Source organism: Paenibacillus sp. FSL W7-1279 (genome assembly GCF_037969845.1).
Classification (GTDB): Bacteria; Bacillota; Bacilli; order Paenibacillales; family Paenibacillaceae; genus Paenibacillus_AQ.
In genome coordinates, this window is record NZ_CP150215.1 from 1,289,204 (window position 1) to 1,303,143 (window position 13,940).

General features: G+C 44.9%; 15 protein-coding genes. 3 read left to right on the forward strand and 12 right to left on the reverse strand.

Annotation, left to right across the window (positions count from 1 at the left end):
• Positions 1–347 precede the first annotated feature (347 nt).
• Positions 348–1,097: a hypothetical protein gene (locus tag MKY82_RS05475; RefSeq protein WP_339295684.1), complete on the forward strand. Its 750-nt coding sequence runs from the start codon at positions 348–350 to the stop codon at positions 1,095–1,097.
• Between the two features lie 36 nt (positions 1,098–1,133).
• On the opposite strand, the gene MKY82_RS05480 is transcribed toward MKY82_RS05475, so the two are convergent.
• The 9 genes from MKY82_RS05480 to ssuC form a co-directional block, all read right to left on the reverse strand.
• A complete protein-coding gene (locus MKY82_RS05480; protein WP_194541083.1) occupies positions 1,134–1,625 on the reverse strand; it encodes a cell wall hydrolase in 492 nt (163 codons plus the stop codon).
• Positions 1,626–1,716: 91 nt separating this feature from the next.
• Positions 1,717–1,914 (reverse strand): helix-turn-helix domain-containing protein, encoded by a 198-nt coding sequence (locus MKY82_RS05485; protein WP_194541084.1) that lies wholly within the window; start codon positions 1,912–1,914, stop codon positions 1,717–1,719.
• A 78-nt stretch (positions 1,915–1,992) separates the two neighbouring features.
• Complete coding sequence (locus MKY82_RS05490; RefSeq protein WP_194541085.1) at positions 1,993–2,385, reverse strand: sigma-70 family RNA polymerase sigma factor; 393 nt, start codon at positions 2,383–2,385, stop codon at positions 1,993–1,995.
• A gap of 756 nt (positions 2,386–3,141) precedes the next feature.
• Complete coding sequence (locus MKY82_RS05495; protein ID WP_339295685.1) at positions 3,142–4,128, reverse strand: aliphatic sulfonate ABC transporter substrate-binding protein; 987 nt, start codon at positions 4,126–4,128, stop codon at positions 3,142–3,144.
• A 27-nt stretch (positions 4,129–4,155) separates the two neighbouring features.
• Positions 4,156–5,298, reverse strand: coding sequence for an LLM class flavin-dependent oxidoreductase (locus MKY82_RS05500; RefSeq protein WP_339295686.1), 1,143 nt, complete (start codon positions 5,296–5,298; stop codon positions 4,156–4,158).
• Between the two features lies 1 nt (position 5,299).
• Positions 5,300–6,199, reverse strand: coding sequence for an aliphatic sulfonate ABC transporter substrate-binding protein (locus MKY82_RS05505; protein ID WP_339295687.1), 900 nt, complete (start codon positions 6,197–6,199; stop codon positions 5,300–5,302).
• On the reverse strand, positions 6,196–7,212 hold the full coding sequence (locus MKY82_RS05510; protein ID WP_339295688.1) for an ABC transporter substrate-binding protein: 1,017 nt from the start codon (positions 7,210–7,212) through the stop codon (positions 6,196–6,198). The genes MKY82_RS05505 and MKY82_RS05510 overlap by 4 nt, the downstream gene beginning before the upstream one ends.
• Positions 7,213–7,330: 118 nt before the next feature.
• Positions 7,331–8,128 (reverse strand): ATP-binding cassette domain-containing protein, encoded by a 798-nt coding sequence (locus MKY82_RS05515; protein WP_339295689.1) that lies wholly within the window; start codon positions 8,126–8,128, stop codon positions 7,331–7,333.
• Positions 8,129–8,141: 13 nt separating this feature from the next.
• Positions 8,142–8,921 (reverse strand): aliphatic sulfonate ABC transporter permease SsuC, encoded by a 780-nt coding sequence (gene ssuC, locus MKY82_RS05520; RefSeq protein ID WP_220686437.1) that lies wholly within the window; start codon positions 8,919–8,921, stop codon positions 8,142–8,144.
• 887 nt (positions 8,922–9,808) lie between these two features.
• Here ssuC and MKY82_RS05525 point away from each other — a divergent pair.
• Positions 9,809–10,543 carry an SMI1/KNR4 family protein gene (locus tag MKY82_RS05525; RefSeq protein WP_339295690.1) on the forward strand — a complete coding sequence of 245 codons (735 nt, stop codon included), beginning with the start codon at positions 9,809–9,811 and terminating at the stop codon, positions 10,541–10,543.
• A gap of 341 nt (positions 10,544–10,884) precedes the next feature.
• The gene (locus tag MKY82_RS05530; RefSeq protein ID WP_220686435.1) at positions 10,885–11,544 is read left to right on the forward strand and encodes a hypothetical protein; all 660 of its coding nucleotides are present in this window, start codon (positions 10,885–10,887) and stop codon (positions 11,542–11,544) included.
• Between the two features lie 24 nt (positions 11,545–11,568).
• Here the strand turns inward: MKY82_RS05530 and MKY82_RS05535 are convergent, their stop codons facing one another.
• The 3 genes from MKY82_RS05535 to MKY82_RS05545 form a co-directional block, all read right to left on the reverse strand.
• Positions 11,569–12,438: an AraC family transcriptional regulator gene (locus MKY82_RS05535; RefSeq protein WP_339295691.1), complete on the reverse strand. Its 870-nt coding sequence runs from the start codon at positions 12,436–12,438 to the stop codon at positions 11,569–11,571.
• 222 nt (positions 12,439–12,660) lie between these two features.
• A complete protein-coding gene (locus MKY82_RS05540; protein ID WP_339221979.1) occupies positions 12,661–13,137 on the reverse strand; it encodes a small multi-drug export protein in 477 nt (158 codons plus the stop codon).
• 32 nt (positions 13,138–13,169) lie between these two features.
• Complete coding sequence (locus MKY82_RS05545) at positions 13,170–13,898, reverse strand: MerR family transcriptional regulator (RefSeq protein ID WP_194541096.1); 729 nt, start codon at positions 13,896–13,898, stop codon at positions 13,170–13,172.
• Between the last annotated feature and the right edge of the window lie 42 nt (positions 13,899–13,940).

Here is a 13,940-nt window from a genome sequence, read left to right on the forward strand (position 1 = left end):
TTTATTTAGTTTTTGCATTTAAGCGTAAGATAGAATCAGTTGTTGTTGGTTGGGAAGGATTCATAAGCTTAATAAAGTAAATGATCGGTAATATGATCTGAAGAGATCACGCCTGCCTAATAAAGAGAGATGAAGCCCCATTTTCACAACCATTTCTCAAAATAGAATATGAATTCGCCCTTGCCTTGGAATGATCTGTTAAAATGGCCGTATTACTTGAAGTGATGATAGAGGTTTGTTAACATAAATTTAACTTTATTATTAAATATTGTTATTATTATGTAATTCCTCTTCTTATTTGCTTTGATATAATTTCTGCTAGGTACGATGAAAGGGGCACAAGGAGATTGAAAAAAGAAATTGGTGAATTTATGTTGGTGAGTGCTGTTTTGCTTTCGGGGTGTGGTTCAGATGATAGTGGTAGTGCTAATCAAGGGTTGACGGGTGAGTCTCCCAGTAAACAGGTAACAACGCAGCCGGTACAAAACACTAATGAAAAAGAAAAACTGATTACAGCTTCGGAAAATAAGAACGTAAAACTTTATGCTGTCAACGAAACAGACGGTGAAGTTCAAGGGGTTAGGGTTGATATTAACGGGAAACAGAAAGAATTCGATTGGAACATCGTAGATACAGGAACTAAACCACAGCTACTCTATACTGATCTAACGGGTGACGGTAAGGAAGAAGCTGTAATCCTGATCCAGACCGGTCGAGGGACAGAGTTTAATACTTATGACATTCATGTACTTCATGCGGAAGACTTGTCCGAAATTAAAGTACCTAATGCGTTGGATGTTGCTAAAGAAGAAGTGGATTCTAAAGTAATTCAAAAAGCGGATGCGCTGGACATAACAGTTAACACTCAAGGTAAAGAATATAAAACAACTTATCCTACACAAGATGATAACTATTCCGATAAGCTTATTTTTGGGGCTATAAATATTTATTCAATAGAGAATCAAAAAATTGTTGCCACTGTTGCTGGGAATGTTAAACAAATAGAATTTGTCGGTTCCGTTATAATCACTTATAGCTACGATAGTACAAGCAACGAATTTAAAGCTGAGAAAATAGAATTTGATTCTGAAAAGTAAAAAAAGAAGCTGGCAACCACCAGCTCCTTTTTTTACTTAAGGCTCGACGATGTTGAAGAACATGTGGTCACCAACTTGTATTTTCGAAGTAACCTCTACCACATCTACTCTGGCACCAGGCATTTTATACCAGAGTTTCCCTCCAGAAGTATAAGAGAGTGAATTAAAGAGCTTGGCTACTGTGTAATAACGTTTATCGTTAATAGGGTTCCTAAAGCTGCTTAGGTTTTGAGCAACGTTAACACAGTTTCTCCATATGGCACTGCTTGTGTCTGGCGCAAGACATTTAGCTAAGTTATGATCCCAAAAACAACTAAAAGCACCTTGTTGGAGCACAACTGCTTCGATCGTATTTAGGTTACCAAAAGGCTTCCCCGTATAATTTTTACGGTTCATAATGACGTAAGCAACACCTACACGTGAATCTGAGTCATTTTCCGTTTCACCATACAGTGTTCTTGCCAACAAATCGACACTGTCACGTCCGTAAAGCTGGTCTCTCGAAGTTAGTTTGTCACCAATCGCCATAAATTGTTACCTCCATAAAGTTTTTGTAGATCACCGGCGTCTCACTATATAAAGTGAAATGAGCATCTGATTTTACAACCACTCTCGAATTTTATATCAATTCACTAATATCAAAAGTTTGTATAACCTCGATCATTTTTACATAGAGTTCTTGTTTTAAATCTTCTCGATGATCGGGAGGAACTTGTAACAAGGAGGCTTTAATCTTTGGTGTGAAAGATTCCAGAATATGTAGTGTTGCATCTTGGTCATGAAGTTGCTGAGCCTGTACTAACAATTCGGCCATCATAAAATCACTTCTTTACGTTTTTTTAATTTCATTCTTCAATATCAAATCAGTAACGAAATCAACCTCCGACATCGTTCCTCACCCTTGCGTAATTAACCGGCGCAATTTAGCTAGCGCTTTTAATCGGTGTTTCGAGATATTCTGTTGGGATACTCCCAATCTCCGGGCTATTTCCTTGTCAGTTAGTTTTTGTACGTAAGCGTAAGATAGAATCATTTGTTGTTGTGCTGGGAGGGATTCATATGCTTGATGAAGTAGATGATCTGTAATGTGATCTTTTAAATTTGGTGGTACAGATTCTGAATCGTAAACTGTAAATAATGCTGAATCTTGATTTTCGTTGTTGTCTAGCATCAGAGGAAATCGGTTTTCCTTCATTCGTCTCTTTTTGTCGTAATTAATAGAGTTGTAGTAAATAAGATTGGCCATATACGTGATAAACCGACGATTTATTTCCTCTTTCTTTTTCAAAATAAGACCCCCTTCCTTTTTTGAAGAGAACATTCCTACTTAATAAAGAGAGATGAAATCCCATATTTACAACCATTTCCCAAAAGAAGAACAAAAGTTGCTATATTTTATCATTAAATACAATATGATCAATGAAATAAAACACATATCTTATTTGCAAATACAAAAATCTTCTATTAAATTACAATATTTTTCTCTTCTCGATTAATGAAGGTCTCTTAATTTTGGAAAGTAAACTGAGCTACTGCAGGGGGGGAATATGGATTACTTAACTGAGGAAATACGTACTTGAAAAATCGAATACTGTTTATGACTACCGCCTAATATCAGCTAATCCAAAATACACATATATAAAAGACTGCCCCCAAAGTCTACGATGAACGTAGTCTATTTGAAGGCAGCCCTGTTAAACTTACATAAGGCTTCAATTACATCGCTCTACAAATACTACTTTGCACTTGGCAGCAATTTATTCAACAGAATCGCTGCAAGTGAAGCTGCTAGAATCGGTGAACCGAAACTGCATTCCCCAACTCATTTTAGAGTGGTATCGTCATGGATAGAACAAATGATTTATTAGAGTTGGATAAGCGCCTTATTTCTTTTTGTTTTGGTTCATTGCTAGGCCAATCGTAAAAACAAAAAAAAGGACACCAAGTCCTAAACAGACCTAGTGTCCTCAAATGGTTGGATACTGGAATTTTTACCGAACAATGTCTGACGCTCACCGCTCCTCACAGCTTGCCTCAAGCGGCCTCACTTCAACGTCCTCACATCCACCGTATTGGATAGGACATCCACTTCATTCGGAATAATCCCTTTTTCAAACATATAATCGGCCACCTCTTGCCAACGTTGGCGGACGGTGTCATCAATCGGGTCAAACGGGTATAAAGAGCCTTCCAGCTGCTGACGCGCGACGGGTTCGGAGACGCCTTGGATGTCCTGAATTAATTGGACGGTGTGATCGACGTCGTCGGATAGAAGCGCGGACTCTTCATTCAAGCCTTCGAACACTTCATGGACGAGCTCAGGATGCTCCTTCAGGAAGCCGTTTCGCACAATATACACCGTATCGTTCTCGGATTCGATGTCGCCTGCGGAAATGACCAGCTCTGCCCCGAAGTCGACGAGCGCCACGGCCGTAAACGAACCCCATGTCGCCCAAGCATCGACTTGCCCGCTTTCAAAGGCAGGTCCCGCTTCCGTTGGCGGAAGATAGACGATCTCGACTTCGCTTGCATCGAGTCCGCCTTTCTCCAGCGCTTTATATAGTAGGTATTCGCCCGTGCCTCCGCGGTTTACAGCGATTCTTTTACCCCGAAGGTCGGAAGGACCCTTAATGCCCGCTTCCGGCTTGGCCACAATGCCTTGATTATGAAGATCGCCTTGCTGCTTCGTAAAAATGGTGAATTCCGAGGAGCCTCCGACAAGGGCGCTAATGGCCGCCGTAATCGAGCCGATCGTAATATCGATCGAACCGGCGTTTAACGCCTCGATCGCCGGAGACATGGCGGCAAAACCGCCCGTTTTTTCAACTTTCGCTCCGGCTGCTTCCAGCCTTTTATAGAGGGGACCACCTTCATCGGATAAACTTAATGGCTGGGCACTCCGCAGTATGCCAAGACGAACGGGGACGGCCTCATCCTCAGCATTGGCTTGGTGCGCTTGGCCGGCTTTACCGCAAGCTGATAACATCACTAACAGAATTATGAATAGTACATGTAAGCTTATTTTTCGCATAGGACACTTCCCTTTTTGCCGGATCATTTAGTGGATTTGATGAGCCCAAGTGAAAACCTTCTCCTGTTCTTCTTGCTTCTGTATGGTTGCGGCCTGACGGTTCACGCGTAGATGGGGCAGGATGTATTCTCCTACACGGTAAGCTTCTTCAAGCAATGGAACACCGGAGAAAATAAACGTTGAAATGCCCGCATCCTGATACTCTTTTATGCGTGCCAGAACGGTTGCCGGACTGCCTACGATCGTTGTGCCCGGACCTGGTCGTACCAGACTCATCCCGGCCCACAAATCCGGATAAATCTCGAGCTCCCGCGCGTCTTTCGGGATTTGACCGTTGTGATTGCGAAGCATGCGCTGCTGCCCCACCGAATCGCTATTTCGAAGAATCGTCTGCATATTTTCCACGGTTTGCGGATCCATCGTCTTGAGCAGCCGATCCGCTTCTTGCCAAGCTTCTTCGTCCGTATCGCGAACGATCAGATACAGCCGGATGCCATACCGCATCGTACGCCCTTGCTCTGCAGCTAAAGCTTGAAGATCTTGAATCTTCTCGGCGACTTGCGGAGGCGTTTCGCCCCAGCTCAGATACGTATCGATATGCTTGGCTGCCGTGACATGAGCCGCTTGCGACGATCCGCCGAACCACAGGGGCGGCGTTGGTTTCTGCGTGGAGGAGAGCTGTAAGGCTTTGCCTTCGGCGGTAATATACTTGCCATGGAAATCCAGGTTTTCCCCGGCCACCGCTTGTTTCCACACCTGAATCCATTCATCCGTGTAGGCATAACGCTCATCATGCCCAAGCGTTGAACCATAGGCGCGCATTTGCGCCGTGTTTCCGTTCACGATGTTTAATAATACGCGTCCTCCGGAAAAATCATCGAAGGTTTGCGCCATTTTCGCGGCCAGCACGGGCGAAATCAACGGCGGATGAACAGCGATCAGAAAGCGCATGTTGTCCGTGCTGGAAATGAGGGATGATCCAAGCACCCACGTATCATGCGGGCCCGTTGCCAGCAATGCGCCGGTAAAACCCAATTGGTCGACAGCCGAGGCAATCTGCCTTAGGTAAGGCAAATCGATTTTGCGCGCCCCCTCCGTTGACCAAGGACTGCGGCCATCCGGCGCGGTTAAATACCAATACACTTCAACGTTCTCTTTGTGTACAGCCATGCTATTCTCCTCCAATTTCTACGGGGACAGGTAAAACCGCCTCTGAAACGACTATTTCTTTGGGCAAAATATGCTGTCGTGCTAACAGGTCGGCAACCCGCTGCTGTTCAGTTATGAATTCTTCGGTAATCGGCTGCAGCCCCCAAGGTCTCCGCTGAAGCGCTGCTTCCCATGAATCCACGGAAGGCCAATGGGGCAGGTCCCGGGCAAACAGCTCTGCGGCTTCGCGCGTATTTTCCTGAATCCAACCATCGGCCTGCTGCAGCGCTTCGACAACGGCCTTGAGCAATTGCGGCCGATTCGTCGCAAAATCTCGGCTGGCAAACCATACGGAACGATGGGAGATATGGGATTCAAGCGGCACCAGCGTACGAATGAGTCCTTTGTTATGCAGCTCCGTAAGCTGCGGATCGTTGCCGACCCAAGCCTCCACTTTCCCGGCCAGCAATGCATTCGCCCCATCATTGCCTATATCAACTCGAGCGACATCATCATAAAGAAGGCCTTCTTTATCTAGCGCGGTTGCCAGAAAACTCGTATGCCATGAACCTTCGGAAAGCGCAATGCGCAAACCCTTCAAATCTGCAACGGATTGCACCGGCGTTGCTTTGCGAACGACCAAAGCTCCGCTAGCTGTACGAGGATTAGAGACCGCAACGTACACAATATCGATATCCGAAGCCTGCGCGGTTAACGGCGGCGTAGAGCCTGTACCTCCAAAGTCGATTTCTCCGGAGGCGATACGTAGAGGCGTCTTCGCTCCATCGGTGTAATCGACCCAGGCAACGGATGCGTCATGGTCTTTAAGAATCTCTTCTAAAAAGCCTAAGCGGCGCAATACGAATAACGAATGATTATTGGGATGAACGCCGATGGTTACGTCTGCTTTACTTTGAGTCATGTGAGGGACACTCCTTTGGCAATGTTTTGTTCAGCCGCGGCTAACGGTTCTGGAAGGCTCCAGTCCCATACGTTCACGGGATTCGGGAGAAAACCATGCTCGAACAGGAACCTGCTCTGGGCATCAAGCGCTGTTAAATAGTCTTCGCGCAGTGCCGGTCGAAGCGAAATATTACGATATGCGGAGGCTACATATTCGGATGAAGCGCCGGTTTCTTTCGTAACGACCCGAATGAAATCATCGGGATGATCTTTGGACCAATCGGCGGCGCGAAGCAGAGAAGTGAGAATTTGTTCCACGATATGCTCCTGCTCCGTCAAGGCCGTATCGACCGTCACGGTTCGGGGCACGCCATTGTTGACTCGCACCAGCGGATCCGGATGGAACCCGAGCTCGATCACTTCCTTTAGGGCGGCCGTACGAGCGGCCTCAAGCCCGGTAGCTCCTTTGACAAAAACGGCATCGATTTCACGCCGCTGCAGCGCCTCGATTTCGGTATTCCATGAATCCCTTCTTCCTTCAGGAACCGCCTCAAGATGAACGATGTTGACATCATCCAGCGTAAGATTCGCCAGCGAGAGCGCATTATGAAAACCGCGAAGCGCTTGGGCCGCTCGAAAATCAATCTCTAAATAACGATGACGAGGAATCCCGATTCGTTTTCCACGCAAATCGCCAGGCTCCTGAATATCCGAGTCAGGGAGGGTAAGGATGGCTTGATATTCATCGACCCAGCTTAGTCCGATCAGCCGCGTATCGCTCCCGGTGGAGCGCGCCCATAAAGCCGGAATGTTCCCTCCTTCTCGCACCAGGAAAGGCAAGGTGTGATTAAAATGCGCATGAGGCAAAGCGTGATTGGCGTTTCTCGTTAGTTCCGCCGCCGTACATCCGGACTTTTCAAGCTCCTGTTGAAGAAGTCCGAGGTCAAGGGCCAAACTGGCTGCTGTCGGAACCGGGCAGCGTGTAATCCTGATTTCCTTAACGATTTCTTGCGGGTTATCGATGGTAGGCATGCTTCAGGGCTCCTTTCTTTTTTCGGTTTCACATCCGGTCATACGCTCGCTTGTGATCCACCTCCTTCAAGAAATGGTGTTTTGGCAATCCCCTCCCAAGCGGGATGGTGTTAGAAACCTATGACCCTTTCTTTAAGGGATAGGGGAGGTCTTCTGCTTCATGTCGGCTTGCCATTTCGGTTAGGCCCATGACCCGTTTCAGGATGTGATCGATGAATGCTGCCACTTCGGCATTTCCCCGTTGACGGGGGCGCGGGAAAGGGACGGCTCGATCCATCGCGATCCGGCCCTCCTCAATGAGGACCACGCGGTCGGCCAAAACGACAGCCTCTTCGACATCGTGCGTAATCAAGACGGTCGTGAATTGCTGCTGCTGCCACAGCGATTCGATTAATTGCTGCATTTCAATGCGGGTCAATGCATCGAGCGCTCCTAAAGGTTCATCGAGCAGCAATAATTTTGGCTGGCTGGCGAGCGCTCTTGCTAAGGCGACTCGTTGTTTCTGGCCGCCGGACAGCACGGACGGCCATTCATTGGCCCGCGCACTCAGCCCAACCTGCTCTAAAGCGGCTTCGGCTTTATGACGGTCTTCTTTTCGAAGTCCGATCGCTACATTATCGATGACCTTATTCCAAGGCAGCAGCCTCGCATCTTGAAACATCATCCGAGTTTCGGGATGTACTTGCTGAACCGGATGGTCATTGATCCATATGTCTCCCGACGTGGATGTTTCCAATCCGGCGATCACGCGCAATAACGTGCTTTTCCCGCAGCCGCTTCGCCCGATGATGGCAATGAACTCTCCTGGCTTCACGTCCAGCTCAATGCCTTGAAGTACAGGTTGTTCGCCGAAGCTTTTCTGTAATCTTGTTGTACGAAGATGTACACCATGGGTAGAGGAATTCAAGGTCGACACATCCTTTCAGAGCTTACTTTTGATAGTTCGGGTTCCATTGTAAAAACCGCTTCTCTAAGAGCTTAGCGATGGAATCGGCCAGCTTTCCAAATAAGGCATAAAGCAAAATGGTAAGCAGAATGATATCGGTTTGCATGTATTCTCTTGCATTCATCGCCAGAAAGCCGATGCCCGAATTCGTAGCGATCGTTTCGGATACGATTAGGGTCAACCACATGATGCCTAAGGCGTAGCGTAGTCCGACTAGAATGGAAGGCAGTGCACCAGGCAGAACGACTCTCCAAAATAGTGAAGCTGAGCGCAGCCCGTATACGTTCCCCATTTCGATCAAACCGTTGTCCACGGAGCGGATGCCGTGCAGGGTATTGATGTAGACCGGGAATAACACGCCGATCGCGACCAAAAATATTTTTGACTCCTCGCCAATGCCAAACCATAGAACGACTAGCGGAATCATCGCCAGATGAGGAACATTGCGTACCATTTGAATCGTGGTATCTAACAATTTTTCAGCGATGGAGGATAAGCCGTTCATAAAGCCAAGTACAAGACCGATCCCCCCGCCGATTAAGAAACCAATGAACGCTCTTTGAAAGCTGATCGAGATATGTTCGATTAATTCTCCTGACAACAGCAACTCCCTGAAAGAAAATAAAACGTCTTGAGGCAGGGGGAGGATTTTCCTCGATATCACATCAAGATTGGATAAGATGGACCACAGAACGATTAGTAAGATGGGGAGAACCCAAGGCAAACATTTTCCGATCAATGGGTTGGAAAGAAACTTTCTCATCACTTCAACTTCACCTAGCTTTCAAAAAGAGGATGATCAAAAATAAAAAGGCCACAACGCCAGCAGAATATCCTGCTGAGGCTGTGACCTCCATTTGAATGGTCGGTATCTTTTTAATGTTTAATAATTCCTATAAGTTTAATATGGATTTGATTATACTTCTCGATTTTGGTTTCGTCAACCAGGAATTATGCGAGTCCATTGAAGGGGTTATGTTAAAATATGGTGTAATGCAAAATCTCTCATACGGAAAATACGTACGTGATAAAGCTTGTTATGTAGGAGTGTTTCATATTAACAAAAAAATAGTCCTGTTGTATGTTGTTCTTGTTGCGTCCCTCATAACTTCCTGTTCGCCAAGAAACCACGATCGAATAGAAGAAGAATCCGGCGCGTTGGAGATAGTAAATATATATTTGTACCGTAATGACTCCGGTCGCGTACAACCCGAACTGATCAATGTACAAAGTGATCCTGATTTGCTAAAGACTGCTGCACAATGGCAAAGAGTGGGGAGCCTGAAGAGTTGCATAATGCCCAAGAAATAAAACAAATGTATGTCTTTCAGTTTCAATTTCGGAACGGAGATACCATCCAAGATGTGAATTATATATACGTTACGGACACGAGTAATAAGCAGTACATGAAGGAATTTGAAGGGAGTCTTAAAAAAGATACGGATAAATTTGATGCTTCAGAAAAAGAACGAATACTAAATTTAATTGGACTTGAGGGCTGGAATAGGGTTTCAGCCTCAACCTTATTAAATTCGTGATTGTTAGATTGAATAAATTAGATTGTATTCGATGCGAAACGTATCAATGTTCTCTAGAAGAACTTGCAGAAGCTTGTTGAACGATATACTTCGAAGGAGGTTGCACCTACTAATGGAAGCAAATATAGAAACACTTCTCCGTATATTGGGAGAGTATCATAAAGAGACCCACGGCATTTCGGAAGCGGATATTCAGGCTAAAGAACAAAGCCTAGGTTTTCCGTTGCCGACGAGGCTGCGGGAATATTATAAAAATTTTGGACGATCCCCATACATCACCCAAGGGTGCAATAACCAATATGAACCGCTCCAGCTGCAGGAGTTGTTCATTCCGGATGATACTTTTTTTACGACAGACAAGGCGTTTTTGGTCTTCTATCAAGTGGAGGAATCCGTGATCTATTGCGGGATCCGCATTCAGGATTTGGAGAAGGAGGATCCGCCGGTTTACCTGTGCGCGTGGAATTCCCCTGATTGGCAGCTGGAAAATCGATCGCTTCAACGTTTTCTCGCTGGCAAGGCACTGGTTCAGTTAGGAGTTGAGGATCGGCTGCCCTATTGGGCCATTTTTGATGAGAGCATGTGGGGCTTGTCCGATTACTGCAGCAGTATGCATTTGGAGCGAGAGCATGAGCTAGAAGAAGGGTCGGAGCTGAACGCATGGAAAATCTACGTAAAGGACGATGTGCTGATCGTATGTGAACTCGACGTATCCGAAGAAGAGACGGATGAACTGTTGGCCGTATATCTGGCGTCCTTTCAGCGAGCAAGTATGGAGAAGCTGCTGAGCGAGATGGGGAAAGTAACCAACTTGCCTGCATTTCGAACGAATTTGTCAGCACAGTGACAGGTTGAGGGAGCGAGTACCACAAATTAACTGCGGAATGGTTGATATGGTTATGGTCCAATAGATTGAATGGAGGAAATATATTGTAGATTCGTTTGCATCTCGAGAGAGGTGCTTTTTTTCGTTATAAGGTTCCTTACGATTTCTTCACTAATTACAGCAAGATCTGAAAAGTAAGGGGAGGCTAAATTTGTTAAGTTATATTCGACAAACAGATTAAGGAAGGGGCTGTAGCAAAGAAATTTCAAAATATCCTCGTTGGATGGTTAGAGTAGAAAACCTGTCATGTCGAGAAAGATGTGGCGATCATGTGATTAATATCTAGAAGTGGAGGAATCATCGTGAATATAGAGCTCAATACAGAGGTAAGTAAATCAATAATAACGGCACATGTTCTCAACCGGTGGTCAGGATTCATGGCAATAATAGCGGGGATTCTATATATCGTCATTCAGTTTATCCACCCGACAGATGATATCTCTTCTGTGCACACAAACTCATGGGTAGTGGTGGCATGCCTGACTATGGCTATGTCGTTCTTTAACCTGATCGGAATTACGGGATTCTATGTACGCCAAGCGAAAGAAGCGGGGTGGCTTGGCCTGATCGGTTTCCTTTTATTCAATCTGTTCTGGTTAATCTCATTAATCTTTAGTTTCATCGAAGCATTCGTTTTGCCGTTGTTGACAAGTGATGCTGATAAGTTTGTGGCAGGAATGGTTGGGCTCTTTGGAGGAACAGTCAGCGAGGTTCATCTGGGGATCTTCCCAATATTAGCACCGCTCGCGGGTGTATTGTATATGCTAGGAGGTCTCCTGCTAGGCATCGCCGCATTACGTGCCAGAGTCTTCCCTCGCCCAGCAGCAATTCTGCTGGCTTTCGCTGCTGTAGTGACCTTTGCCGCTGCAATTATCCCCCATCCGTTTGATCGGGCATTGGCGATACCGATGGGAGCTGCTCTGATATGGATCGGATATATTATTTGGTCGGAACGTAAGTAAGCATCGAATTAGAGATGTGCAACATTAAATGTCCAGATCGTCAGGAAGTTTCTTGATGGGTGCATAGATATGGTAGGCTGAATCCAGATTGTGGACGTCATTAAAAACTTGGATAAGCTCAATATCCGATTGATCGGACTCTTGCTTGGAAATCTTTAAGAATCTTGCATAGTCTGTTTTAAGCACTTCTCCAATATCAAGCAGGTCACCAAAATAGTTGAACCTCGCACAAAAAATAGTCGGTACATCAACCGTGAAATAAAAGGGTTTATGAATTTGAATGTCACTTGGGATTCCAAACAGCACTTTGAACCGGGTTGAATTGGGTTGACAGTTTGAATAAATGACAAAACAAGAACCATTTATGTTTTCATCAATATGATTCAGCAGCATTGTTGAATGGGAGTGAATCTTCTGCTTGTAATCATCGGTGGCTAGGTCTACTTCAAAGGCAATCCCGCTGATTCGGGTCTCTTTGAACTCTGTCAGTGTGAAGTCCGTGACGATATCACCATGAATATTTTTAAATGGTCTTTTAACTACAGTAGGTATTGGAGTCGGAGTGATTGGTTTGAACCCTGCTCTTAGCGAGCTTGGAGCTACGCCGTAATGTTGTTTGAATGCCCGGGTGAATGAGGCCTGCGTACCAAAGGCTAACTGGTAAGCAATATCGGTTAATGACAAGTTGTTGTTATAAATGAGTGATAAAGCGGCATTCAATCTTCTAGATAGGATGTACTGATTTAAGGAACAGCCCATCATGGCAGAAAAAAGCCTATGAAAATAATATTTAGACATATTGAAAGTAAGCGCAACGGATGACACGGATAAAGGTGTTTCTAAATTTTCCTCAATATGAATCAATGCTTGTTCTATTATCCTATGATGGTTCATACGAACTCCCTTGTCACGCTCTAATTTTTTGTGCTAAGTATACCACACGCGTTATACCGCATAGAAGGCAATTCGCAATCTACTAACCAAGTATGTCATAAGCTAACTGGAAACGAAGTTTAATAAAAATAGCGGCCGACCAAGATTTATTTCTGACATCTTAGTAGCCGCTTTTTCATTAATTTGTCTTCAAATGCTCCTCAAGATATAACGATGAATCATCTATCTAAGCAAGTACTCTCTCCCAAAATGAATAAGCAGCCCAGACCCTACCGCCCACAAGATAATACTAATGGTCTGCCAAGTGATGATATTTTTCTTATCCGCATTGGCCATCGTGCAAATTAATGCGCCTATATGGTTAGCCCCAATGATTGGCCCTAATAGGGAAATGCCAGGAACGCCATATCGATTGAAATACACTTTACCTTTTTGAAAACGTCGATAAACAAAACTATCGCTTCTATCATTGAAAAATCTGGATTTGATCCATGAAGAGGAAATGATTACGGTCAAGACCGAAAGCCAGTTGCCCAAGATGGCCAGAACAGCAATTGGAATGAACGGGAGCTTCAGCAGCACTCCCACAGGCACCGCTACATGAGCCTCGAGGAAAGGGATAAACGAGATTGCGAACACAGCTATAAATTGATAAAGAACTGGAATATGCTCTACTTTTTGCAAAATATCTTGTATCAATGTATTCCCACCTTAATGATGATATGGATGTTTTACTCCGACTCCGACATCATGCGCATGGCATCCTTGATGAAGACTTTTTCCTCATCGGTAAATGGATCCAATATATTGAATGTTTCAGCCTCGGGAGCATCTTCTTGAAGTTTTGCCATCTTGATTAGTGTTTGTTTATGGAGAAACATCAATCTCCTCATACATTCTAGCGCTTCTTCAGATTCAGGGCTTGTCTTGGACATGACTAAGTGTCTAATTCTTGAGAATAAGCTATAGTATTCTTGGTCGAGCTTGAATCGCTCTGGATCTCGAAAGTTATAGATTTTATACAGGTTCCGTTTGTTTTCATCCAGATTCTCTTCTTCCCAAAGGATGGAGTGCATAATAAAGCAAAAGGATCTGATATCCACTGAGTTTTCATTCGAAATGATCATATCCATATGATTTAATTGGTCGATCATATCCTGTATTCTTTCTAGCTCCGCAGTGAGCTGTTTTCTTTTGAATTGTATCGTGCTTTTGATCTGCTCTTGTTCGATATGGGCATACTGCAATATGTTCGCAATATCCTTCAGCGAAAAACCTATGAATTTCAATGCCTGAATCTGTTGGAGACGTACCAAGTCATCCCTACTGTACAGCCGGTGTCCGCCATCCTTGTAATCGCTGGGTGTTAACAAGCCGATTTTGTCGTAGTATCTTAACGTTCTGACCGATTCGCCAGTGTGGTTCGATAATTGTCCGATAGTCATCATTTGATCTAACATTTTAGCGCCTCATTTCGATGGATCTCTTTATTTTTGATGTAA

Excerpts from the sequence above, each read along its gene's own strand:
- MKY82_RS05480 (WP_194541083.1), bottom strand. The coding sequence starts at position 1,625 with ATGGCGATTGGTGACAAACTAACTTCGAGAGACCAGCTTTACGGACGT.
- MKY82_RS05485 (WP_194541084.1), bottom strand. The coding sequence starts at position 1,914 with ATGATGGCCGAATTGTTAGTACAGGCTCAGCAACTTCATGACCAAGAT.
- MKY82_RS05495 (WP_339295685.1), bottom strand. The coding sequence starts at position 4,128 with ATGCGAAAAATAAGCTTACATGTACTATTCATAATTCTGTTAGTGATG.
- MKY82_RS05500 (WP_339295686.1), bottom strand. The coding sequence starts at position 5,298 with ATGGCTGTACACAAAGAGAACGTTGAAGTGTATTGGTATTTAACCGCG.
- MKY82_RS05505 (WP_339295687.1), bottom strand. The coding sequence starts at position 6,199 with ATGACTCAAAGTAAAGCAGACGTAACCATCGGCGTTCATCCCAATAAT.
- MKY82_RS05510 (WP_339295688.1), bottom strand. The coding sequence starts at position 7,212 with ATGCCTACCATCGATAACCCGCAAGAAATCGTTAAGGAAATCAGGATT.
- ssuC (WP_220686437.1), bottom strand. The coding sequence starts at position 8,921 with ATGAGAAAGTTTCTTTCCAACCCATTGATCGGAAAATGTTTGCCTTGG.
- MKY82_RS05525 (WP_339295690.1), top strand. The coding sequence starts at position 9,809 with ATGGAAGCAAATATAGAAACACTTCTCCGTATATTGGGAGAGTATCAT.
- MKY82_RS05535 (WP_339295691.1), bottom strand. The coding sequence starts at position 12,438 with ATGAACCATCATAGGATAATAGAACAAGCATTGATTCATATTGAGGAA.
- MKY82_RS05545 (WP_194541096.1), bottom strand. The coding sequence starts at position 13,898 with ATGTTAGATCAAATGATGACTATCGGACAATTATCGAACCACACTGGC.